This window comes from Vibrio ziniensis (assembly GCF_011064285.1).
GTDB lineage: Bacteria > Pseudomonadota > Gammaproteobacteria > Enterobacterales > Vibrionaceae > Vibrio > Vibrio ziniensis.
Map to the genome: position 1 here is coordinate 140166 of NZ_CP049332.1, position 23251 is coordinate 163416.

The 23251-nt window shown below is 42.1% G+C and carries 34 protein-coding genes; 6 read left to right on the plus strand and 28 right to left on the minus strand.

The annotated features are described in order from the left end of the window. Nucleotides 1-122 precede the first annotated feature (122 nt). Both G5S32_RS15540 and G5S32_RS15545 read left to right on the plus strand, forming a co-directional pair. Nucleotides 123-797, plus strand: coding sequence for an SDR family oxidoreductase (locus G5S32_RS15540; RefSeq protein ID WP_165312945.1), 675 nt, complete (start codon nt 123-125; stop codon nt 795-797). A gap of 155 nt (nt 798-952) precedes the next feature. Then, nucleotides 953-1639 carry a tRNA (adenine(22)-N(1))-methyltransferase gene (locus tag G5S32_RS15545; protein WP_165312946.1) on the plus strand — a complete coding sequence of 229 codons (687 nt, stop codon included), beginning with the start codon at nt 953-955 and terminating at the stop codon, nt 1637-1639. Between the two features lie 91 nt (nt 1640-1730). On the opposite strand, the gene G5S32_RS15550 is transcribed toward G5S32_RS15545, so the two are convergent. Further along, on the minus strand, nt 1731-2231 hold the full coding sequence (locus G5S32_RS15550) for a GNAT family N-acetyltransferase (protein ID WP_165312947.1): 501 nt from the start codon (nt 2229-2231) through the stop codon (nt 1731-1733). 231 nt (nt 2232-2462) lie between these two features. Between G5S32_RS15550 and G5S32_RS15555 the strand changes: the two genes are divergently transcribed. Further along, a complete protein-coding gene (locus G5S32_RS15555; RefSeq protein ID WP_165312948.1) occupies nt 2463-2984 on the plus strand; it encodes a DUF2058 domain-containing protein in 522 nt (173 codons plus the stop codon). 97 nt (nt 2985-3081) lie between these two features. Here the strand turns inward: G5S32_RS15555 and G5S32_RS15560 are convergent, their stop codons facing one another. From G5S32_RS15560 to G5S32_RS15580, 5 genes are all read right to left on the minus strand, one after another. Next, nucleotides 3082-3516 (minus strand): GNAT family N-acetyltransferase, encoded by a 435-nt coding sequence (locus G5S32_RS15560; RefSeq protein WP_165314169.1) that lies wholly within the window; start codon nt 3514-3516, stop codon nt 3082-3084. Between the two features lie 15 nt (nt 3517-3531). Next, complete coding sequence (locus G5S32_RS15565; RefSeq protein WP_165312949.1) at nt 3532-4023, minus strand: GNAT family N-acetyltransferase; 492 nt, start codon at nt 4021-4023, stop codon at nt 3532-3534. A gap of 23 nt (nt 4024-4046) precedes the next feature. Beyond that, nucleotides 4047-4247 (minus strand): DUF1289 domain-containing protein, encoded by a 201-nt coding sequence (locus G5S32_RS15570; RefSeq protein WP_165312950.1) that lies wholly within the window; start codon nt 4245-4247, stop codon nt 4047-4049. 37 nt (nt 4248-4284) lie between these two features. Then, nucleotides 4285-5076: a PhzF family phenazine biosynthesis protein gene (locus G5S32_RS15575; protein WP_165312951.1), complete on the minus strand. Its 792-nt coding sequence runs from the start codon at nt 5074-5076 to the stop codon at nt 4285-4287. Between the two features lie 62 nt (nt 5077-5138). Beyond that, nucleotides 5139-5609: a GNAT family N-acetyltransferase gene (locus G5S32_RS15580; RefSeq protein ID WP_165312952.1), complete on the minus strand. Its 471-nt coding sequence runs from the start codon at nt 5607-5609 to the stop codon at nt 5139-5141. Between the two features lie 317 nt (nt 5610-5926). Between G5S32_RS15580 and G5S32_RS15585 the strand changes: the two genes are divergently transcribed. Further along, nucleotides 5927-7876 carry a methyl-accepting chemotaxis protein gene (locus G5S32_RS15585; RefSeq protein ID WP_165312953.1) on the plus strand — a complete coding sequence of 650 codons (1950 nt, stop codon included), beginning with the start codon at nt 5927-5929 and terminating at the stop codon, nt 7874-7876. 128 nt (nt 7877-8004) lie between these two features. On the opposite strand, the gene G5S32_RS15590 is transcribed toward G5S32_RS15585, so the two are convergent. The 17 genes from G5S32_RS15590 to thrS all read right to left on the minus strand — a co-directional run bounded on the left by G5S32_RS15590 (nt 8005) and on the right by thrS (nt 18511). Next, complete coding sequence (locus G5S32_RS15590) at nt 8005-8622, minus strand: NUDIX hydrolase (RefSeq protein WP_165312954.1); 618 nt, start codon at nt 8620-8622, stop codon at nt 8005-8007. A gap of 23 nt (nt 8623-8645) precedes the next feature. Continuing rightward, a complete protein-coding gene (locus tag G5S32_RS15595) occupies nt 8646-9011 on the minus strand; it encodes a VOC family protein (protein WP_165312955.1) in 366 nt (121 codons plus the stop codon). Between the two features lie 175 nt (nt 9012-9186). Further along, nucleotides 9187-9567, minus strand: a complete 381-nt coding sequence (locus G5S32_RS15600; RefSeq protein ID WP_165312956.1) for a TonB-dependent receptor — start codon at nt 9565-9567, stop codon at nt 9187-9189. Between the two features lie 224 nt (nt 9568-9791). Continuing rightward, nucleotides 9792-10040 carry a DUF3297 family protein gene (locus tag G5S32_RS15605; protein WP_165312957.1) on the minus strand — a complete coding sequence of 83 codons (249 nt, stop codon included), beginning with the start codon at nt 10038-10040 and terminating at the stop codon, nt 9792-9794. A gap of 111 nt (nt 10041-10151) precedes the next feature. Beyond that, nucleotides 10152-10652 carry an arsinothricin resistance N-acetyltransferase ArsN1 family B gene (locus G5S32_RS15610; protein WP_165312958.1) on the minus strand — a complete coding sequence of 167 codons (501 nt, stop codon included), beginning with the start codon at nt 10650-10652 and terminating at the stop codon, nt 10152-10154. Nucleotides 10653-11032: 380 nt separating this feature from the next. After that, nucleotides 11033-11452, minus strand: coding sequence for a MarR family winged helix-turn-helix transcriptional regulator (locus G5S32_RS15615; protein WP_165312959.1), 420 nt, complete (start codon nt 11450-11452; stop codon nt 11033-11035). A gap of 114 nt (nt 11453-11566) precedes the next feature. Next, nucleotides 11567-11785: a VF530 family protein gene (locus G5S32_RS15620; protein ID WP_165312960.1), complete on the minus strand. Its 219-nt coding sequence runs from the start codon at nt 11783-11785 to the stop codon at nt 11567-11569. 90 nt (nt 11786-11875) lie between these two features. After that, nucleotides 11876-12151 (minus strand): putative quinol monooxygenase, encoded by a 276-nt coding sequence (locus G5S32_RS15625; protein ID WP_165312961.1) that lies wholly within the window; start codon nt 12149-12151, stop codon nt 11876-11878. Nucleotides 12152-12178: 27 nt separating this feature from the next. Continuing rightward, nucleotides 12179-12514, minus strand: coding sequence for a 5-carboxymethyl-2-hydroxymuconate Delta-isomerase (locus tag G5S32_RS15630; protein WP_165312962.1), 336 nt, complete (start codon nt 12512-12514; stop codon nt 12179-12181). Nucleotides 12515-12585: 71 nt separating this feature from the next. Then, on the minus strand, nt 12586-13536 hold the full coding sequence (locus G5S32_RS15635; protein ID WP_165312963.1) for a D-2-hydroxyacid dehydrogenase family protein: 951 nt from the start codon (nt 13534-13536) through the stop codon (nt 12586-12588). A gap of 122 nt (nt 13537-13658) precedes the next feature. Further along, nucleotides 13659-14132 carry an ASCH domain-containing protein gene (locus tag G5S32_RS15640; RefSeq protein ID WP_165312964.1) on the minus strand — a complete coding sequence of 158 codons (474 nt, stop codon included), beginning with the start codon at nt 14130-14132 and terminating at the stop codon, nt 13659-13661. Between the two features lie 100 nt (nt 14133-14232). Next, nucleotides 14233-14643: a GNAT family N-acetyltransferase gene (locus G5S32_RS15645; protein WP_165312965.1), complete on the minus strand. Its 411-nt coding sequence runs from the start codon at nt 14641-14643 to the stop codon at nt 14233-14235. Between the two features lie 62 nt (nt 14644-14705). Continuing rightward, nucleotides 14706-15146, minus strand: a complete 441-nt coding sequence (locus G5S32_RS15650; protein WP_165312966.1) for a GNAT family N-acetyltransferase — start codon at nt 15144-15146, stop codon at nt 14706-14708. A 173-nt stretch (nt 15147-15319) separates the two neighbouring features. Then, nucleotides 15320-15673 (minus strand): 50S ribosomal protein L20, encoded by a 354-nt coding sequence (gene rplT, locus G5S32_RS15655; RefSeq protein ID WP_102939616.1) that lies wholly within the window; start codon nt 15671-15673, stop codon nt 15320-15322. A 42-nt stretch (nt 15674-15715) separates the two neighbouring features. Continuing rightward, nucleotides 15716-15910, minus strand: a complete 195-nt coding sequence (gene rpmI, locus G5S32_RS15660) for a 50S ribosomal protein L35 (RefSeq protein ID WP_165312967.1) — start codon at nt 15908-15910, stop codon at nt 15716-15718. A gap of 117 nt (nt 15911-16027) precedes the next feature. Further along, nucleotides 16028-16579, minus strand: a complete 552-nt coding sequence (infC, locus tag G5S32_RS15665) for a translation initiation factor IF-3 (protein ID WP_165314170.1) — start codon at nt 16577-16579, stop codon at nt 16028-16030. Nucleotides 16580-16582: 3 nt separating this feature from the next. After that, the gene (gene thrS / locus G5S32_RS15670; protein ID WP_165312968.1) at nt 16583-18511 is read right to left on the minus strand and encodes a threonine--tRNA ligase; all 1929 of its coding nucleotides are present in this window, start codon (nt 18509-18511) and stop codon (nt 16583-16585) included. Between the two features lie 436 nt (nt 18512-18947). Here thrS and G5S32_RS15675 point away from each other — a divergent pair, with 436 nt between their 5' ends. Further along, nucleotides 18948-19805, plus strand: a complete 858-nt coding sequence (locus G5S32_RS15675) for an N-6 DNA methylase (protein WP_165312969.1) — start codon at nt 18948-18950, stop codon at nt 19803-19805. A gap of 103 nt (nt 19806-19908) precedes the next feature. Continuing rightward, nucleotides 19909-20427, plus strand: coding sequence for a hypothetical protein (locus G5S32_RS15680; protein WP_165312970.1), 519 nt, complete (start codon nt 19909-19911; stop codon nt 20425-20427). Here the strand turns inward: G5S32_RS15680 and G5S32_RS15685 are convergent. From G5S32_RS15685 to G5S32_RS15705, 5 genes are read right to left on the minus strand one after another with little or no spacing between them, the layout of a single operon-like run. Further along, nucleotides 20424-21170, minus strand: a complete 747-nt coding sequence (locus G5S32_RS15685) for a hypothetical protein (protein WP_165312971.1) — start codon at nt 21168-21170, stop codon at nt 20424-20426. The genes G5S32_RS15680 and G5S32_RS15685 overlap by 4 nt on opposite strands. Nucleotides 21171-21172: 2 nt before the next feature. Further along, nucleotides 21173-21511, minus strand: a complete 339-nt coding sequence (locus G5S32_RS15690) for a hypothetical protein (protein WP_165312972.1) — start codon at nt 21509-21511, stop codon at nt 21173-21175. Nucleotides 21512-21521: 10 nt separating this feature from the next. Then, complete coding sequence (locus G5S32_RS15695) at nt 21522-22133, minus strand: hypothetical protein (RefSeq protein ID WP_165312973.1); 612 nt, start codon at nt 22131-22133, stop codon at nt 21522-21524. Nucleotides 22134-22138: 5 nt separating this feature from the next. After that, entirely contained in the window at nt 22139-22951 is an 813-nt protein-coding gene (locus G5S32_RS15700; RefSeq protein WP_165312974.1) for a hypothetical protein, read from the minus strand. Next, nucleotides 22948-23250 carry a hypothetical protein gene (locus G5S32_RS15705; protein ID WP_165312975.1) on the minus strand — a complete coding sequence of 101 codons (303 nt, stop codon included), beginning with the start codon at nt 23248-23250 and terminating at the stop codon, nt 22948-22950. Before G5S32_RS15705 ends, G5S32_RS15700 begins: the two co-directional genes overlap by 4 nt. Between the last annotated feature and the right edge of the window lies 1 nt (nt 23251).

The window sequence follows — 23251 nt, forward strand, 5'->3', positions numbered from 1 at the left end:
TACTCAAAAAACTCGCTTCCACTCCAAATTCATTGCGTTACTGTACGGAACTCTCTTTACGTAGCCTCCGTATGCTGCCACTATCAGGTCATCACTTACCTTGTCTATGAAAGCGAATAGCTATGAATATCTTAATCACCGGAGCGACTAGCGGCATCGGCTATGAACTCACTAAATTGCTGGCAGTAAAAGGTCATAAGATTGTTGCTACAGGCAGAAATACTGAAAAACTGGCAGAGCTAGAAGCTGAAACGCAATGTTTCACTATCGAAGCGGACTTAAGCTGTGCGGCTCAAACTGTCGACATGTTTAACAAGGCTTATCACAAGTTAGGCAAATTGGATGTGTTAATCAACAACGCAGGTATGAACTCTCGAAAGTGTGCCATTGAAGAGTTTACTTTGGAAGAATTCGACCATCAGTACGCGGTAAATCTGCGCGCACCAGCACTTCTTAGCCGTGAAGCACTGACTGTCATGAAACCACTAAAGAAAGGATTCATCATTAACGTCGTGAGTACCGTTGCCAAACGTGCCAACGAAACCATGAGCGTCTATACAGCAATGAAGCAGGGTTTTGCCGGATTCAGTTCCATATTGATGAAAGAAGCTCAACCTCACGGTATCAAAGTAACTACGTTATTTCCGGGCGGTACTGACACCAATTTTCGCGAAGTTGAGCGTCCTCAATATATGAGCGCGAAAAGCGTTGCTTACACCATCAACCAGATTTTGGAACTTCCAGAAGATGTGGTTATGCATGAGATGGTCTTCCGTCCACCAGTTGAACTGGAATAACTTTCAATGCATAAAAAGGGGCTAAGAGTAAGCCCCTATAGTTCATTGTTCTACTTGATAGCGTAACGTCACTAAGCTCACTGCCTGATAACTATTTTCTCTGCCAGAGAAAACCTCTAGAATTCGCTCGTCTAATTCCGCTCTAGGTACGCCCGTTGAAACTCAGCAAACGACTCAAACAAATCGACCAAATGATCACTGCAAATTATGACCATATTTGGGACTGTTGTTGTGACCACGGATTTCTCGGCGCTTCGTTGCTTAACAGAAAAGCGGCTGCCAATATCCATTTTGTCGATATAGTGCCAAGCCTTATGACAGAATTAGAAAGTAAACTACAACGCTTTTATGCCAATTCTGAGTCTACGTGGCATACTCACTGTCTAGATGTCGCTCAACTACCTTTGGGTCAATACTCAGGTAAACATCTGGTCATAATAGCGGGTGTGGGTGGCGATTTAATGATGCATTTCATTGAGCAAATCCATAAGCAGCATCCGTCGCTCAATATCGACTTTCTGCTCTGCCCTGTGCATCACCAGTTTGCCTTACGCCAAAAACTGATTGAATTGAATTTTGGTCTAATCGGTGAAGTACTGCTTGAAGAAAACTGCCGCTTCTATGAAGTCATACTCGTTTCTACTCTCGCCAATAGCCGAAAGCCTATAGATACCACTGGCAACGAACTTTGGTGTTACCACAGTGATAAACAAGCCGCCACAGCACACAAATATCTTTCGGTGACCTTAAACCACTATCAACGCATTCAAAATGGTAATACAACAGACGTACAACACATCATCAATGCCTATTCTGAAGTGGTTCTGAAGCCTATCATCTGAGATAAAAAGACTAAGAACAAGTGCCTAAAGTAACGCAGTGAGACGAGTGGCTGTGTATTTTGCAGCAGCCACTAATGTCAAACAGAGTGAACTAATTAAGCGTTTTTTCATAGCAGGCAAGAGTCAGTGTTTTGCCATTGAGCACGAAGGCATTCTTCTCTTGTCCAACTCGAACAAACTCTGCTTTTTCAAGCACACGCATAGAAGCAGGGTTATTGGTAGCGGCTTTGGCGGTAAGCAAACGAAGATCTAACTCATCGCGGGCAATCTCACTCAGCTCATTCACGGCAAAACTGGCCACACCTTTACCACTCCAGTTCTGGCAAACTCGATAACCAATCTCACACTCATCGTCAATCACATCAATGATGTTTGCACGAGCGATAACCTCATCGCCTTCAACGACAACATAAAAGTATCCAGTTCCTTCTTCGTGCTGTTCAATCAAGCTATTGGTGATATCACGAAAGCTAGCAAAGCTGTCATAGCTTGATGGTCTTGGGGGCACAAATTGCTCAAACCAGTCACGGTTGTTTTTCTCAAACTCAAATAGTGATTGGAAATGTTTTTCTTCTAATAACTCTAATTCCATATCTCAGATCCACGTGGAAATTTATTAAATGGTAGGAGCCAAAATTCGAATATAACGCCCTGAGCAATGACTCGCAATGCATAAATATCACATCTCTAACAATAAGATGAGCTATCAGAAAGCGACTACATTCACCAATGTTCGTGGCAAATGTCATCAATGTAAGTCGGTGCTTTATTTGCTTTGCCTGAGCCGCTAAAATGGCACAAATTTGAGAAACTGGACAAATCGATGGCAAAGCTAACACTCCAAGAACAGATGCTAAAAGCTGGCTTGGTTAACGAAAAAAAATTAAAGAAAGCACAAAAGGGCTCGAAAAAATCTCGTGTACAGGCTCGCGAAGTGAAGGCAGCCGTTGAAGAAAACAAACGAGCTCAGCAAGAACGAGACAAAGAACTGAGCCTACAACAGAACGAACAACGTCTAAGCAAAGAGATCAGTGCTCAAATTAAGCAGTTAGTAGCAATGAATAAAATTGATATTGCTGATGGCGATATCAAATACAACTTCACCGATGGAACTTTAGTTAAGTCGCTCTACGTAACATCACTAATCCGCGATCAGTTGATCAAAGGTATAGTGGCAATTGCTCGTTACGAAGAGAGCTATGCGGTGATTCCAAGTGGCGTGGCAAACAAAATAAAGATGCGCGATGACAAGACAGTTATTGAGCAAAAAGCACTAGAAGCCGATATTCCAGCAGAAGATGATCCGTACGCAGATTTCGTCGTACCTGATGATCTAATGTGGTAATCAAAACGTCGGTAACAGATGTTCGATGATGAAAAAACGGCGCTTTGAGCGCCGTTTTTTCATCATCGAATGTGGGTGCTACAGTAAAGCTACACTTCTAGACATTGAGATTATCTGAACTGTTAAAAGAGTACATGGTGACTTCGTTGCGAGGATACCAGCCAAGCTTGTCGTAAAATCCTTTTGCGCTGTGATTTTCGTTGAGTACAAATAAATGGGTTTTTGAGATCCCAATCTCTGCCAATGCACGCACAGACATATCAACCAAAGAGTGCCCGATTTTCTGACCACGATAACGCTCATCAACGGCTAGGTGCTGTAAATATCCACGGCGACCATCTGTTCCAACAAGCACTGCCCCAATCACAATCTCATCAGCAAGAACAACGTAGCTCAGCCCAGGATTGCGCTGTAAATACGCTGCGATGTTTTGCTCGGAATCGGCATCCCTAAGCGATAGGTTATCCGTTTGTCCCCACAATGTAATCACTGCCTGATAATCTGAAATATCCATTTCTCGTATGGTTATCATCATACATCCTCTTAATTAATCGATAACTCGCGCCATATGGTAAGCAGAGACATATTCCCCATTTCTAAATGCATAGGCTTTCGATTCGCCTTCAATAGCGAAGCCAAACTTCTTGTAAAGGTTAATGGCTCTGTCATTGTCACTGTAAACCGTCAATTCAATACGCTTTAGATTCAACCAGTTGTCAGCGAGATCAACCACGGTTGAAAGTAATGCACTACCGACACCGCGACCTTGAACATCATCTTTGACACCCATACCAAAAGATGCGACATGGCGTCGACGTGGGCTGGTGCAAACTTCGAAGCCTAAGTTGCCTACGATTTCTCCATCAACAAGAGCAACGTAGACATACACATTATCAGGTACATCCGTCGTGCGTTTTTCCCAGAGTGTTAACGATGGATGAGGGAGTTGGAGCGTGCTCGAATAAGCATTCTTGCATTCATAAATCTTTTTAATTGCTTTCGCATCTGAAGGTTCTGCCCTTCGAATCTCAACTGTCATAACAACTCCAACACTCTCATTAGTTAGCAACGTTTACGTTGCACTTTTCTTTCTTTACATCGTTCTATTATTTGAATTTTTTCTGCGTTCGAAGACGCACTCCAATGGATTATTTCGTTTATGGTTCGAAAACAGCCAACACAGATATCTTGCTCATCCAAACAACACTGACGAATACAAGGTGAAGCGGGGGTATTGTCCACTGTGTCTAATTTCGAACTCATTATTACATCCAAACTCTGTTAGCTATTGCTAAGACGACTAAATATAAATTGTTCCGCGTGAATACAGTACACCAAAACCAGAGACAAGCACGCGATCGTTCATCACCTGACAAAAAAGCACTCCGCCTCTTTTGGATGCTTGGTATGCCGTAAGATCTAACTTGCCAAGTTGCTCAGCCCAATATGGTGCTAGACCAGAATGAATTGAACCCGTAACAGGATCTTCATCTCCACCATTTGCGGGCCAAAAATATCGAGACACAAAATCAAACTCATTTGCGTGAGCCGTTACAACTGCATCGTAAGGCGCTAACAATTTGAGTTTATCACTGTAATATTGGACGTTTCGGACATCTTGCTCACTAGACAACACTGCAAAATATGCTTGCCGATTTCTGAGTACTTTAACTGGACTAATGGACAAACCTTCAAGCAGAGCGTCAGGGATATCTTCTACGATTTCAGGCAACTGATTGGGAAAGCTCATTTCAATGCGTCCATCTCTAAGCTGATTGACTTGAAGCTCACCGACCTTTGATGTGACGAATTCGATTTGCCCTTTACATCCTAAAAAATGTAACAGCACATAGGAGGCCGCGAGGGTCGCGTGACCACAAAAATCTATTTCTGTAATTGGCGAAAACCAGCGAATCGCGTATCTATTCAGCGCGATGGCTTTAATAAATGCAGTCTCTGAAAGGTTGTTTTCTGCGGCGATATTTTGCATCAACTCGTCAGATAACCACTCAAGAACAGGTACGACTGCCGCTGAATTTCCCTGAAACTTTTTATCAGTGAAGGCATCCACCACAAATACTTCTAATTCCATTTACAGCGCTCCAACGGCTTTTTAAAAAGGATACTTTAAACTTAATCGATACACACTAATCGCTACAAAACGTACTGCATGATGTGTTGTGGTCCCACAGGACCGCCCAAATACAGTTCACCCGTATCGGCAAAGCCGCATTTCAAATAACATTCGTAAGCAGGTTTGTTACGGCAATTGACTGTGAGCTGCATGACTTCAAAATCAGGATAATGTTTCGCCACATAGCTTGGCAGAGCTTTGATGACTTTTGTCGCAATGCCTTTACCTTGATAATGCTGATCAACCAATAATGCACGGATCCCTATCGCTTTTTGGCTACCAAATTGATATTTGGTCGAGTAGTCCAAATCTAGTAAGAAGAACCCCACGGGTTTATCTTCAAAAATAATCAGATGAGGATGTTCAGTCTCTTTTAACTGCTCAACAACTTGCGGAATATTGCCGATCGTAAATTGCGCTTGCTCTTCACGAACACTCAGATAACTCGCTTCTTGTTGCCAAATAGGGCTGTATTTCTCGATGAATACCACAACTATCCTTAGTTCAATTGCGTTATGCGTTTCTCACTTTAGAGAGTGAAATTGCGTTGTTCAGTGAACGTAATATTTATGCAACAAACAATCAACAGCAAAAACAAATAACATACTGAATAGTCAGAAATAACTGCAAATATTCAATAAAGAACCACCATGTCGAGCTTCAAATAAATAAAGAAAATCATCAATTAGCAACATCTAAATAACCTGATCTTTATCAAACTCTAATCAATTTACTCCTTTTTTAGTATTGCCTTATATAGTTTGTGGTTATGATTTTTGTGTCGGTTTGGCAAAAATCAGGTGGCTATATGTTTAAAGATCTAAAGTTGGGAAAAAAGCTGGGGCTCGGCTTCGGCGCTGTGTTGGCGTTACTTTCCATTGTTTTGGCCATTGGTGTTATTGCTCTAAAAAACACCGATGATGGATTAATGCAATATCGGGGATTAGCACGGGAAACAAACTTAGCCGGTAACATTCAAGCAAGTATGTTAATGGCTCGGATGAACGTGAAAGATTACCTACTCACAAAAAACGACTTAGATATTCAAGAATACAAAGAGTACGTAAACAAAATGCACGGCCTGCTTGACCAAGCGAAAGACCGCGTTACTAATCCAGAAAGAATCAAACTTGCTCAATCCGTTGTTTCCTCTCTCACTACCTACGAAAGCACCTTCTCTCAAGTCGTTGAACTTGTAAATCAGAGAAATGACGTTCACGACAAGCAGCTGGTTCCAAACGGTGATGCGATGAAAGTGGCGATAGAAGCCATCATTAAGTCGGCCTACGAAGATGGCAACACCGACGCTGTGTATGAGGCAGGAGATACCCAAAAAGCTATGTTGATGGGCAGACTATTCGTCGCCAAGTTCTTACAGACCAACCGAAAAGAAGACTACGACGTTGCTGTGCAAAACATGGATGTTTCGATGAAGAAAGAGATAGATGATCTCACCAATACGCTGCAAGATCCTGAACGTAAACGTCTGTTCTCCGAGTTTAGCCACGCACATTCTCAATACGTTGCTGCAATGCAAGAGATTTACCGTTTAATTGAAAAGCGCAATGAGCTCATTGAGAACACCCTTGACGTACTCGGCCCTAAAATAGCGGCTGACATTGAAAGCGCTAAAGCTTCCGTCATGAAGGAACAAGATACTCTCGGTCCTGCATTAGAAGCAAACACCGACCGCAGTATTCAAATGACGATCATCCTCTCAGTCGTAGCCGTTATCGTTGGTATGGTCGCAGCGTATATTTTGACTACCGTGATAACCACACCAATTCATAAAGCCGTCGATGCTGCAAACCAACTCGCTGCAGGTGACTTAACCGTCAATGTTGGTGAAACAAGTAAAGATGAAACGGGAATGTTACTTGCCGCGATTCAAAATACCGCTAATCGCTTAAAACAAATGATAGGCACGATTAGTGGTGCGAGTGACGAACTGGCTTCTGCTTCTGAAGAACTTGCTGTGGTGACAGACCAGACCTCTCAAGGCATTCAGCAGCAGGAAAGCGAGACAGAAATGGTGGCAACAGCAATGAACGAGATGACAGCTACCGTTCACGATGTAGCCAACAACGCAGCAAAAGCGGCCGAAGCCGCGAATGAAGCAGACAGAGAAGCCACTTCCGGTTCTGCTGTTGTTACTCAGACCATTCAGTCCATAAACACCTTGTCACAAAGCGTCAATCTCTCATCTGAAAAACTTTCAGGGGTTCAGCAAGATGTCGTCAATATCAGTTCTATCCTAGATGTAATAAGAGGTATTGCAGACCAGACTAACCTGCTCGCTCTTAATGCAGCTATTGAAGCGGCTAGAGCAGGAGAACAAGGACGAGGCTTCGCTGTCGTCGCTGATGAGGTACGCTCGCTTGCCTCACGCACTCAAGGCTCAACATCTGAAATACAAAACATTATTGAGAAACTCCAATCAGGCACTCAAAGCACTGTTGAAGTGATGAATCAAGGTAAACAATTGGCAGACAACTGCGTGGAACAAGCCAGTAAGACAGGCAATGCACTGGACTCTATCACCCATGCGATAAGTGTAATCAACGATATGAACATGCAAATCGCCAGTGCTTCCGAGCAGCAAAGCTCCGTTGCAGAAACTATTAACGAAAATGTCGTGAACGTAAAAAGGATTGCTGAACAAAACGCAGTAGCGTCGAATCAAACCCGTAGCTCAAGTTCTGAGATAGCAAGGCTTGCAGAACAACTCAATGAAATGGTTTCGCAGTTCAAGCTATAGCATTGAAAGTTTAGAAAGCATGATGTTGCTTAAACATAATATATTGCTAAAGTAATAGATATTGCTTAGGTACAAAAGGCACGTACGGTTTGAGGTAGGACAGACAATACGTGCCTTTATATTTGGGGCTAATCTACATAGATTTTTTTGTTTGGGTCTTTGTAATGTTCAAACATCAACTCAATGTCGCAAGGTAAAACGCGCCCTTCCGATAATTTCGGTAGCTCATTCAAACCAAAAAAACCGATATCCGAAATTTCGATGTTAATCGCCGCCTCGCCAGATTCAAACTCACACAGGAAAAACATCTTATAGATATGATAGGGAAACTTAGGAAAATATGGATGGATGTCTCTGTCTTTGATGGCCACCAAACGCGGTGAGCTGACTACGTAGCCAGACTCCTCCAAAACCTCACGAACAATACCTTGGGAAGCCGTTTCACACACATCAGCCCATCCACCCGGAAGTGACCAACAATCATCTTCTCTTTCACGTACCAGCAAGATCTTGTTGTCTTTGATAACGGCAGCTCTTAAATCTACTTTTGGTGTAGGGTAGCCAGTTTCAGGGATGAATAGCTCTGCAACACGCTGTACAGGTGAGTCTGACAATTCTGCAAACATCTGATGGGAAATATCAGAGATTTGCTCGAAGCGCTCTAAATCGAACTTATCTTTAGAATATGTTTTACCCGCCTGACCAATCGCTTGTATCTGTTTTGCCCACGCTAACCACTTACTCATTACTTCACTCCGCCACTCGAAACTTATTGTTCAGCCAAACCTTCAGACCAAACAGCAAACTCATTACCACTAGGCTCGGTAAAATGAAAACGGCAACCGCCAGGAAACTCAAAGATAGGTCGAACTATCTCTCCGCCATTGAGTATTACCTTTTCTAAAGTTTGCTCAATGTCGGCGCTGTAAAAAATGAGCAGAGCACCACCGTTAGCGCTTTGGCTGCAAGCATCGGCTTTATAAAAACCACCATCAATACCCTGATCAGCAAACGCTGCATAGTCTGGTCCGTAGTCAATAAACTCCCAACCAAAAACCATAGAGAAAAAAGATTTCGTCGCCACCAAATCTTTGGCGGCATATTCAACATAGTTAATTTTTTCATGCTGTTTCATTGCGATCCCTTCCTTAAATAGCCACCTGTTTTACAATAAATAATTGTCAAACAGATAGCCATAGCTTGGCTATTACAGTTTGTTTAAGCCTAGCACCCTATTGGATTTCAGGGAATTCTAGGAAGGGAAACTCTCGGTAAATTTGCCGTTAAAGATACTCCGTCTGTGGAACCATTCAACCTTTCTTTCGAGTACACCTAATGAACTCTATTTTCATCAAAATGACACCAACAAAGACGGTTATTGAGGCAAGGGCGAGAACTGGGTCAAGCACCTCCAACGCCACAAATTGACCATAGAGGAGGAACAAGCCTATCAGTAACACAACTGACCCAACTTGATGAATATAGAACTGTAGAATGGACAATTTTGTCTGAGAATTATTAAGCCACAATTTGTGGCATAAGCCATAGATAAACGAGAGAACAAACCCCACCAGCATGATGTGCGCATGAGTAACAAATTGCCCGTGGTTCTTTGATGCAGCCATGTGTATACCAAGTGCTAATCCCAAAATGGCGTAACCAAATGCAGTAAGAATGAACTTGCGATCCATAAACAATCCCTCTTAGTTTAGATTGCTTCAATGAGTTTAGACTACAAACGGAAAATTCATTCTAAAGGTGTAGATCAACACAGCGTGACATCATCACTTGAATCTATACAGCAAGAGCTTGGATTAGGTGTGATAAATGAATCTAAGAGAAAACTAGCAAGAGAAGATACATAGAGAATACACTCTATGTATCAGTTCAGATAGCGACTACAGATAAGAGCGACTTATTTGTAGAAAGCTTCTACTGCACCTTTTAAAGTGATTAGCATTGGGTTGCCCCAACGATCTTTTGCTTTAGGTGAAGGAATTTTTACCCAACCTTCACTGATACAGTACTCTTCAACATCAGTACGCTCTTTACCGTTAAGACGAATACCAATATGGTGTTCAAAGCACTCAGCAACAAAGTGTGGGCTGCGAGGATTGCCTGATAGATGATCTGGTAAAGCTGGTTTTGAGTTATTTTCGCTCATTTTTATGACCTGATATAAAAAAAGTAGGCCATTTTAAACAATGAGAGCCACAGGCTCAACAATTAACACCCTGCTAGGCATAGTGGCTAATGACCCTCGACTAAATCGCCCCTAATATCCGTTATTAAGTTCTAACTGCCAATAGCCTACTGATATCTGATGATCAAACTTGAAGCCGATGTTGTTAAACTCGCCAACTTTCTTGAATCCCATACGTTCATGCAAAGCGACACTAGGTTGATTGGGAAGCGCAATTGACCCAACAGCGTTTTTGTATCCGGCGCGTTTCAGTATTTCTAACAATTCTCCGTATAGAGCCTTACCCAAACCTTTGCCTTTCGCATCTGCATCAACATATATGGATGGTTCTACAGTAAAGCGATAAGCGCTGCGAGCCTTCCACTGATTGGCGTATGCATAGCCTTTTACTTCACCATATTGTTCCAACACAATCCAAGGAAACCCTAAACTCAGTACCTGTTCAACTCGCTTTTCCATCTCTTTTATCGTTACTGGAATTTCTTCAAAGGAAATTGTAGTCGTAGCAATATAGTGGTTATAGATTTGAACAATTGATGGAATATCTGAACTCGTTACATTTCGAATGACCATACGCCCTCCATGACGCTCTACAGTTGCGGTTTAGGCACTCACTGATAAGAAAACTTCCGCTAATTTAAAACATATTTGATATTTTTTACACACTCTTGACAGTTCCTCATTGAGTAATAACTCTAGCCTCAACTATGCTTTTATTAGGTAGGGCTTGAGGGTTAATCTCATGGTGGAAAAACTAAAAGTACCTTACATCACAGATACTGTTTTAGTAGGTGGAATCTATCTGGCCGAGCGCCGGATCTTCACTGAACGACGCCTCAACCAAAAATACCCGGTGTACTATGAACGCAGAAGTAGTAGAGACCCGCGATTATCTGCTTCAAAGTCGGTTAACGAGCTGATATAGGTTCAGATTTGCAGTATTTGTGCCATCACTAACATTTAATTTTGTTCACCAATTTTCTGAGTAGCTCAATTTCATCGCCTTCAAACAGTGAAAACGCGGCTTCACAGCAGTGTTCGAAAGAAACAGAGGCATCTTTGTAAAGCTGTTCACCAACAGGCGTCAGCCCTACAAGACTTTGTCGAGCGTCTCGTGGATTCGCGACTTTAAGCACTATGTTGTTCTTTTCCATCGGTGCAAGTAAACGTGTAATTCCAGAAGCCGTTAACCCTACTGAATCCGCTAGGGCAATACGGCTTAGCGAACCACCCGTACTGGTATTGAGTCGGTGAATAATGACGAATTCGGTGTAACTCACTCCATGAGCACTTAAACTTGTATCAATTTTCTTAGTAAGCAAGGTGCTCACTAATGTGTGCTCCAACATCAGTGAAGTTAAATTCGTTTTCATAGTCATAAACCTTATTGATTAAATCTTGAAACATAATTGAGTATTCAAGTATATTTCAATAAAGAGAATAATCAACTAGAAAATCGCCTAGCGTGTATCTCACTCAGCTGTGAATTAACAAAAGGTTTGAATATAAAGTGCTTCTACTTTGTCTCGCGCCCATTGGGTACGGCGTAAAAATTTTAGTGAAGACTTGATCGATGGGTTGTTATAAAAACAATTTAATTGAATTTGAGCATCTAAACCTTCCCAGCCGTAATGTTCAACCAACTGAGTAAGGATTTTCTCTAAGGTAAGACCGTGCAGTGGGTTTTTCGGTTGCTCTTGGCTCATTCAGCGCATCTCTATAACAAAATAGTTGGTAGGTGTAGTGTAACAGATAGCGTTAACAACACCTCATCCATCTGACGCTAGCTCAGCAAATTACTCTACGATTTCATAATGACGCTCGACATTTCGCGTCACTTCTCCCCAATAGGAAGCTTTTACTCGCTGTTGATGTTGCTCAAATGAAGCTTTGTCAGTGAACTCTTCGTACACATCAAACCTACACGGATCGTCTGAATCTTGTGTTACTTCAAACACCAAGCATCCCGACTCTTCAAGCGTCAGCCCCTTATGAGTAACAAGTTCTTGCTTTACCACTTCTAGGTCAGATTCAGGCACTAATATAAAGCCCCGCAAAATCACTTTCGACACAAACATACCTCTTTGAACAATCTTTGATTAAACCAAACACTTTGAATAACTACTTCTGTCCATATCCACGATTTCCACCGTTAGAGATGCTTGAGAGAGTGGCAAAGTCTTAAGCTGGCCGAGCACAGATTGAGAAAGCTTTTTCTTATTTTCATCGCTACGCCCAGACAAAATACGAACTGTGACATGAATGAAATCCTCATGCTTTGTACCCGTTTGGTAATGTTGGTACGAAATGCTACGAACCTTGATATCACTGCCATCAGCTTCAAACAGTTGCGACTCAAGCGCCCCCTTAAAAACTTTCTGATTTAATTCTTCATTAGGGATAGTAGAAGAGTGTTCAACAATACAATGAGGCAAAGTCTGCTCCTTTATTCTTTGGATGTTGATTATCACAAGAGATCGGTTTACGTCTTATGTTCGAGTCAGTGTTATTGAAAATGTTGTCCTTTCACATAAGACACAATATTTTCAAAGGCGATACTGAAATAGAGCTCATAGCTATTTTTCTCTACATACCCTAAATGAGGCGACGCCACTACGTTAGTTAGTGTTAATAGTGGTTCATTTTCTATTGTCGCTGGCTCATTCTGAAACACATCTATGGCTGCACGCTTTGTTGAAACCGCAACCAGTTCGTTAAACAAAGCGGTATCTTCTACCAATTCCGCACGACTGATATTCACAAAAAGAGAACTAGGTTTCATCAGTTTGAGATCGTCAGCAGTGACACAATAACGAGTTGCATCATTAAGCCGCAAATGAAGCGAGACGATATCAGAATCAGCGAAGAATGACTGTTTAGATTGCGCAGCTTCAAAGCCATGTTCTAATGCTAACTGGCGTGATTTCTCACTACCCCAAACTTGCACCGACATCTCAAATACCTTCGCATATTGAGCGATTCTCTGCCCAATATTGCCATAACCCCAAATCCCTAGCTTCAGTCCTTTCAACGTTCTGCCTAAGCCCAGACTTCCAGAACTTTGCCACACGTCATTTTTCAAATTACTGGTATAAGCGGGTATGTGCCGAGAAGCTGCCATCATTAGAGCCCAGCACAGCTCAGATGGAGCGATAGGTGAACCTCTTCCTTCCAATACTTGTACGCCAAAATTTGCACACATCTTTGGATCTATATGGCTACTCACCTTGCCCGTCTGACTGATCACTTTTAGATTAGGTAACTGACTGAGCAAAGATTCGGTGATGACGGTGCGTTCACGAATCAGAACGATAGCGTCAAACTCGACCAGCCTTGCTACCAGTTCCTCTTCCGAGTAGGTTTCCGTAAATACAGTTACTTGGTGCTCATCTAGCAACGTGAAGCAATCCAGATCTTTTACGACGTTTTGATAATCATCTAACACGGCTATTTTCACTGCGCATTCCTTATTTTTATGCAGATAACTTTCTACTCATGGTGGCAAAGAATGAGTTGAATTTGAACAATAGCAGTCAATGCAAAGCTGTCCATTAGCTAAGCCATTTTTTTATTTTCACCTTACAATTTTGTTGGGTAAACAACCTTGAATCGCTCCAAAACCAACAACATATCTTCCGTTGCTTCTATACCGAGCTGTTTGCATTCTAATGAGAAAAACCGCCAATGGGCATCACGCCACCACTCTAACGTTTTGTCTCCTTCCCCTTCTGCGGCGGCAAACTCTGCAGTGACATCTTTATATCGACTCTTTTCCACTGACGTAATTTCAATAATGCAGATAGGTTCGCCTTGCCAATTAGTGACTACCTGAAGATGAGCAACTTCGGGCATCGTTTCACCTTGATGGCTATACCAATAGTCCATGCTACAAGAGGCTCTCTTCTCACCTCTTAAAATTAATTCAGCACACAGGTTAGCGTTGTACTCGTCAGCACAAAAATAGTCCGCACTGAATGAGCGATATTGTTGTGCCACTTTCCCCGGTAATGATTTCAAATACCGTTCCAGAAATAACTGGCTTCTGCTTTCCATGATTTTCCTATTCAGTTAATTGGATAAATTGGTGGGGTAAGTCTCAATCAACCATTTTCACCATCAGGAAGTTAGTCAGAGTTTGACCTCTGACTTCCATCTATTGCTCTTTTTCCACCTTAAAACCCATGTGTTCATAAAAAGGGCGAGCGGTAATACTGACATGTGAATAGTAACGTTTGATATTACGTTGTTTGCCAATCTCGAACACATAGTTCATCAAAGCTTTACCAATTCCTTGTCCTTGATAGAGATGGTGACAAAAAAAGTGGTCGACCAAGCCGTCTGGTTGCAAATCCGTATACCCGACGACCACGCCATCACTCATCGCCACAAACGGATTTAAACCGTCCATTCGTTTTTGCCAAACATCTGGCTCCAAAGTATTTGGCGCCCAAGCTTCAACCTGAGCTTGAGAATAGTCACGAACATTAATGTTACGGATAGTGAAATGATGAATAGCCCAAAGTGTTTGAGCATCTTCTTTGACATAGCCACGAATGGTAATCACGCATCTCTCCTTACTTCTGTAACTTAATTAAATGTGTTTGCGAGGATGCTTTCATCCAAAAATTAGGAAGGCGTGTACTGCATTAAGTATTCAAAATCAGTTTCACCAACGCGTACAAATCCAAGTCGTTCATAGAGACGTTGCGCTGGGTTCGTTTTAACAACACTTAAACCAACGGTTGAACCCGTTGTTTTCGCTTTACTCATCAGCTGTGAAATAAGGCGGTTAGCGATACCTTTGTTTTGAAAATCGGGATGAAGTTGAACCTGAACCAGATACCACTCATTAATATCTTGGTTAAATTGAGCTTTGAACAAACCAGCAGAGGAATTATTAATAACGATGATTTCAGCTTGATCAAATGCGTAATAAACCCTTTCAAGGTAGGCTTCTCTCCCTGTTGGCATCCCTACTTCTCTTAGGTATTTACCCATAGTAGTTTCACGCAGTTCAACTAGGAACTCCACATCAGACTCGACCGCTTTTCTTAATGAATATTCCATTATTCTCTCCTGTCTTTACCTTTAGTCTGGTATTAGTAACCTATTCATCATATTTAATATACTAATAACACACTAAAAATTTGCTAGCTGTGCGCGCCATGGCTGTTAGGACGAAAAATTGGGCATAAAAAAAGGAGAGCTAATGCTCTCCTTTTTCAAAACTTGACTGCTAATTAAAGAGCAGCTTTCGCTTTTTCAACTAAAACAGTAAATGCTGCTTTGTCGAATACTGCGATGTCCGCAAGGATCTTACGGTCGATCTCGATAGATGCTTTCTTAAGACCGTTGATGAAACGGCTGTAAGATAGACCATTTTGACGAGATGCCGCATTGATACGTGCAATCCATAGTTGACGGAATTGACGTTTCTTAGCGCGACGGTCACGGTATGCGTATTGACCAGCTTTAGTAACAGCTTGGAAAGCTACGCGGTAAACACGTGAACGTGCACCATAGTAACCTTTAGCTTGTTTTAGAACTTTCTTATGACGTGCACGAGCTTGTACACCACGTTTTACGCGAGGCATTATGCTTCTCCTAAACTAAACGAATTAAAAACTAAAAACAAATTAAGCGTATGGTAAACAACGTACGATACCCGCAACTTCACATTTAGGAAGAATTGCGTTTGGACGTAGTTGACGCTTGTTCTTAGTAGTACGCTTAGTCAGGATGTGACGTTTTGTAGCGTGTTTGTATTTAAAGCCACCAGCTGTTTTCTTGAAACGCTTAGCAGCACCTTTGTTGTTTTTCATCTTAGGCATGATGAATAACTCCGCATTGTAGTAGTTTAATAAACAACGTAATTAGGGCGAATAAAACCCAGCCAAGTGCCTTTATTTAAAGGGACGCGGCTAGGTTCATTACTTGCAAGCCGTTAATTACTTCTTCTTAGGGGCAAGCACCATGATCATTTGGCGCCCTTCAATTCTCGTTGGGAAAGATTCCACTAGAGCGAACTCTTCAGTATCAGCTTTCAAACGATTTAGAACGTCAACACCGATCTCTTGGTGAGCCATTTCTCGGCCACGGAAGCGAATTGTTACCTTCACTTTGTTGCCTTCTTCAAGGAAACCAATCAGGTTGCGTAGTTTTACCTGATAGTCACCGATATCAGTCCCAGGACGGAATTTTAGTTCCTTAATCTGGATCTGTTTTTGCTTCTTCTTCTGCTCTTTCGCAGCTTTGCTCTTTTCGAAGAGGAACTTGCCATAGTCCATCACACGACAAACTGGTGGCTCGGCGTTAGGGCTGATCTCTACGAGATCCATACCAGCTTCTTCGGCTGCAGCTAATGCTTCTTGAATTGACACAACGCCAACTGATTCACCATCAGCGCCTGTTAAACGAACTTCACGTACGCCACGAATTTCACCGTTTAAACGGTGCTGGTTTTGTTTGGCCGGAACTTGGCCACGTCTTCCGCCTTTAATAGGTTATTCCTCCAGATTAAGCTTACGGCTTTCAACTTCGGCGTGGATGTATGAAATAAAGTCATCCAACTTAAATTTGCCTAGGTCTTTGCCCTTACGAGTACGTACTGCGATTTCTCCAGCTTCCATTTCTTGGTCGCCACAAACGAGCATATACGGTACACGCTTCAAAGTGTGTTCGCGGATTTTAAAGCCAATCTTCTCATTTCTCAAGTCCGCTTTTGCTCTAATACCACTTTTTTGTAGCTTTTGTGCTACTTCTTGAGCGTAATCAGCTTGTTTGTCAGTAATATTCATGACAACTGCCTGTTCTGGTGCCAACCAAGTTGGGAAGAAACCAGCATACTCTTCAATCAGAATACCGATGAAGCGCTCAAGAGAGCCTAAAATAGCGCGGTGAATCATTACAGGTACTAAACGCTCATTATTCTCACCTACATATGTCGCACCAAGGCGAGTTGGTAAGTTGAAGTCAAGCTGAACAGTACCACACTGCCACGCACGATCTAGGCAGTCGTGTAGCGTAAATTCAATTTTCGGGCCGTAGAATGCGCCTTCACCTTCTTGAATCTCATAAGCAATGCCCATAGCTTCAAGAGAAAGTTTTAGTGCTTCTTCAGAGCGATCCCAAATTTCATCGCTACCTACACGCTGTTCAGGACGTGTAGAAAGTTTTACTGCAATGTTATCGAAGCCAAAAGTAGTATATGTGTCATATACCATCTTAATGCACGATGTTACTTCTTGCTGAATTTGATCTTCAGTACAGAAGATGTGTGCATCGTCTTGAGTAAAGCCACGAACACGCATGATACCGTGTAGAGAACCCGATGGTTCGTTACGGTGACATGAACCGAACTCAGCCATACGTAATGGTAGATCACGGTAAGACTTCAAACCTTGGTTGAAGATTTGAACGTGACCCGGGCAGTTCATCGGTTTAATTGCGTATTCACGGTTCTCAGAAGACGTTGTGAACATTGCGTCTGCATATTTATCCCAGTGACCAGAGCGCTCCCAAAGAACGCGGTCCATCATTAGCGGACCTTTTACTTCTTGGTAACCGTACTCGTTCAGTTTTGAACGAATGAAAACTTCAAGATCGCGGAATACTGACCAACCATTGTGGTGCCAGAAAACCATACCCGGTGCTTCTTGCTGCATGTGGAACAGGTCAAGTTGCTTACCAAGTTTACGGTGGTCACGCTTCGCAGCTTCTTCAAGGCGAGTTAGGTGCGCACTAAGTGCTTTCTTATCATGGAAAGCAGTACCGTAGATACGTTGTAGCATCTTGTTGTCGCTGTTACCACGCCAGTATGCGCCTGCAACGTTCAACAATTTGAAATGTTGACAGAAACCCATGTGCGGTACGTGAGGACCACGACACATGTCGATGTATTCTTCATGGTGGTATAGACCTGGACGATCATCGCGAGATACGTTCACATCTAAGATTTCCATCTTGTATGGTTCTTGACGAGATTCAAATGTATCGCGAGCTTCCTGCCAGCTAACGTTCTTTTTCACAACTTGATATTTGGTTTTCGCCAACTCTAGCATGCGAGCTTCGATCTTCTCTAAATCTTCTTGAGATAGAGGTTGCTCTACATCGATGTCGTAATAGAAGCCGTTATCGATCGTAGGACCAATAGCCATTTTTGCTTCTGGGTATAGCTGCTTAAGAGCATGACCAAGCAAGTGTGCACAAGAGTGACGAACAATTTCTAGGCCATCAACTTCGTCTTTAACTGTGATGATTTCTAGACTTGCATCACTTTCAATCAAATCACAAGCATCAACACGAACACCATCAACGCGACCTGCGATCGTTGCTTTAGCAAGACCAGGACCGATAGATAGAGCGACATCCATTGTAGAAATTGGGTTATCAAATTGACGCTGACTGCCGTCAGGAAGAGTAATAATAGGCATGAATAGTCCTTACAGTGGTGTTGCACACCAAGCAACACATATAATCATTTTATTACCTTAGAAAACAATTAGTTATCAAGGATAAATTATTTCAGGAACCGGATTTGGTACAGCTTTGGTACAATTCAAAACATACATACCAAAAAGTTCAAGACGGCATAGAGTACAGCCTTTAGTGATTTCTATCAAACAAAATGACAATTCTTAAAAGTCTTTTGATACCAAAACTAGCCCCTCGATATAGATAGCCCACTACAAACTGATACCAGAACACCTTTACTCGAGAAACCGGCAACCCGATTTTTGATACCAACCTCCATTTCGACACCCGAGCTTTTACCGACATCTAACATTGACGACTGGAGTTCATAAGGTCAGAAGTATTCAATGTCCATCACTTGTACCAAATCGACGTACCAAAATGTGAGATATGAAAATGAGTCATAGAACTGAATTCGAAAAAACGTTTAAACACTTCGCGCCATACCATCACCGTCATAAAGTTTGGGATGACCTAATCACCTGTTTTGCAATTTCCATTAACAACGGAATCGCCAAGGATGAAGAATTAGAAAATAAGTATTTGGGTATTATTCGAAATTACGAAAGAAATGAGCAGCTAGAAATGCCTAAGTTGGTAGGAATGCTAGTTTGTGCCTTTGAAGAATCCGGTCATTGCGATTTGCTTGGTGAAATGTATATGGCGATGGAAATCAGCTCAAAAAATTTAGGTCAGTTTTTTACGCCCTACTCTCTATCTAAATTATGCGCAAAGCTGTCACTAGATAAGCAAACCATAGAAACGAAAAACTTCATTACGGCACATGAACCCGCATGTGGTTCAGGCGGGATGATCATAGCTCAAGCAGATGTGATGATAGAAGAAGGCTACAACCCACAAGAAAAACTTCTGGCTTATTGTGTAGATGTAGATCAGACCGCAGCAATGATGTGTTACATACAACTAGCTCTTTGGGGTATCCCCGCCAAGGTAACTATTGGCAACACACTAACAATGCAGTTTTCCAGAACGATGCTTACTCCTATGTATCATTTGGGTGGTTGGTCAATAAAGGAAATGATTGGGCAGCGTACCCAAGAACCCGAAACGAACTTACTTGTTAAACGCGCAACAACAATTATAAAGCACTGCTCAGAAGCTAGCACTGAAGTGATACGCTCTGAATTACTTGAACAGTTACAACGTGGAGCTAGCCATCAAAAAGTTAGCATTATTCAGAACGTCTCTCGTGTAATCATTAATGACAGTGTTTACGATTTAATGTGCGCATGATCGTAAAACTATGAATCAAAAAGCTTTATGACAAAACCATGATAAAAATGTCAAAAGCCATACTTAGTATCACTAGAACGTTAGCAAGTATTTTGAGGTTACTATGCTCACTGTCACTCTAGACAAGATTTACGCTTCTCGTCCTTGTAATAAATATTGGCGGGTAATCAAAGCGGCTTTCGCACCGACAAAGCTAAATATTGATTTTGAAAAGCCAATACCCGCCACAGCCATACTAGACAAAATCGGACTAGATGGATTCATAAAGGTGTTTATTGAAATCGAAGAATTTACAGAAATGCTGTCCGAGTTTGCATGTTGGTGTTCACTAAGAAACATCCATTTAATCAAGAGGTGCGTTCCTGAAAGGATCTACAACGAGACAGCCAAAGCCCTTCAAACAAATGATATTCACCAGTTAAACAAAAGGCTAATTCATCAAGCCTATTTAAGCACCCGAAAGTCCCCGCGTTTTAGCAAATCATCTCGACTACTTTATTCGATCTACTCAATAGGCTTAGATACTGCAGCAAGTATAAAAACGGCATCATATGCCGCTAACGACCAAACCAAAGAAGAACTGGAACAATTCACAAAGCTATATGAAATCCTTAGCTCTTAACTAGGTTCAAATTGAATGGTAACGCCAACCTCACTATTCATATTCGAGGTTAAAAAGGAATAAAAGTCAGCTGTGGTCGTAGGATCAAATACACATCCATATGTTCCGTCCAAAAAATAGTCCGGACTGTTTGATGTTGTACTAACTACCGTTCTAAATCCTTCGATAATAAAGGTCACAGTCCCCGCCTTAAAAGAGCCAGTAAATACAGCCCCTCCGAACTTAGTCCCCTCAACGTAAACAGTCTCACCAAAATATTCGCATTCATCCCCGAGGTCAGTCATCGTCGGTTGCAGGTTACCCGCAACATCACTTCCTTTTGAAAAACCAATAACATCATATAAAGCACCGTCTTTCATACCTATTGTTAATACGTGTGCAGATCCCGCAGCTTCAACTGTGACAGTAGCAGTGTCTGATTGAACGCTACCTCCAAAACCAGAAACTACACAATAAAAGCCAAAAACCCCTGTTTCATTAGCATTGAATGCATAACTAGGATCAGTAGCACCCGAAACGGGAGAACCGTCCGAATTATGCCACTGATATGCCATTGTCGAGCCTAGCCCATCTGCTACAACAGATAATGTAATCGAACCATCAGGGGCAATTGCCCCACCAATTGGCTGTGTGGTTATTACAGGCTTTCGGGCAACGGTGACATTATCAATGGTGATAGTCTCAACAACTGTCCCGTCTACGTTTAAGGTCAAGATCTCCTGACCATCTATAAAAAACGCCATATTTAACTCGTAAACAGATTTAGTGTCGTTCCCGATACGGTGTAACGGAATCCACCGAACCCCGCACCCGCAGTATCGCTGTTAACCGCAGCAGGTATATTCTTCGATGAAATTTGCTCAAACAGTTGTGACAAGTAACCGCGTTTTGTTCCTGTCGCATGTTCAAAAATTAGTTGAGGGTTTTCAGCTAGTTCTTCTGCTGAAGCTGCGGGTAAATCTGCAATCGCAACTGCGCCTGTCGGTTCGGTTGCGCTTCTAGTCATAGCTTGTTTCATAATATTTAAATCACGGGATAAAGCTTGAATCGTATCTTCGATTTGCTTGATCTGTTCTTCGTTCATCTTATTACCTTTAATTAGATGGGATCACGCTACTGGCAATGATGCCTTGAGATTCGCTAGTTGTTAGCCATTGGTTTTCGTAGGTTTTTAGCATGTATTGGGTGTCGCCAAATCTAACATCTAAGTATGTACCTGACGGATTGGCTAATATGCTCAAAACCTTGAGCAACTGATTGATCGTAAATTCTGAATTCGACTTAGTTGAGATAAGCCCTAGACCACTTGAGGCTGTCAGCCATAAGCCCAAGGTTGTAGTGAGTTTTAGTGTTGTGCGTTCAATATTAGCGATATTGATAACGAGGTGCCGTGGTTTAGGGGCTTCATACGTAATGGCTACTCCCGCGCCAAGCACTTGCTTAATGATAAAGGTGTAAGAATCATGTACTCCCGCCCTTTCCATTGCAGCCAATATAGACATGTAGTTTTCCGCAAAGAAATCTCTATCTATATTGCTCATTACTGGAAATGTCCCGTTGTCATAGAGGACATAGCCAAACACTTTTGAACCTATAACCTCCTTGTTCATTTTGACCAGTTCAGTAATCAAGGATTCTTGCTTTGCCGTGAGGGTAATCCCGTAAAACAAGTCATTCATTTCATCCGTTCTAAATAACTGCGTCATAGTGATTACTCGAAATTTACATTCGAAACATCAAGGTTCGGTAGGAACTTGGTGTTATACGGGGATATATGAGGATCTGTTTTCCATGTAACTCCATCATCAAATGAGTACTCCGTGACGATTTCAGCGGCATAAGGCGCATCGCGGTTTATTTCAAAATAGCGCTCCGGTTCAACATCCATCCCGACCCAATAGAACGAGTCGAAATTTGCTAGAAAGGTTGAAACCACAGTTTCTGGCGTATCGATGATTACGTTTGAATTTCTTGAGGTTTTGATTGTGACTTTGAAAAGGATGTCTTGTTCATCAGCTACGACCCAACGGTAAGTTTCAATCCCGCCTTCACTAAGAACAATGTCCTGTTCAATGTCGCCAACCATGTAGGTACTCGCAACAACACATGAGCTTTCCATGTACTGAGCTATTTCCAAATTGAGTTGTGCACTAGGTGTGTAATCAATCGCAACGTGCATCTTTCCTGAATCAGCTTCAATCATCTGCTTAACCGAAGAACGTAGCCCAAATTTCTCACGTAGCCCTGCAATCAGTGCGTTAGGAGTCGTTGTCGGATTTCCAATTTTTAAGTTCGTAGTTTGGATAAACTCCGACATCTTTAAAAACGTTTCAGCCATTATGGTGTCGGCATACATATCCACCTGTGCGGCAGCGTAATAAACCTTGTATTCATCACTAGCAACGAACGTGTTGAACGCTATGTTTTTGTATTCAGTTTTAGAATTAATAAAGGCGCTGTAATAGCGCCCAATATGAGTATCAAAGTCTTCGGGCGTTACCCCACTAGATGAATCCCACTTCATGTATATGCACCTATTACATTTTGAGTTTCAGCAGTACCCGCTAAGGTGTAATTCATCTTTAAAGTAAAACCTTGAACTGATACTGAGCTGCTGAGAATTATGATTGAACGTTTAACCGCTTCGTTAATGATCCAAGTATTAAATGAATCCGCGCTAAAATCGACGTTCGGGATAGACCAATACTGGAAATCGAAACCAATGTTAGGTGCGTAGTAGAGTGAACGCTGTGCCGTCTGAAAGTTATTCTCAAAACGAGCAACGTTGCGCCCACGCCCTAAATATCCGGTGAGTGATGTCATA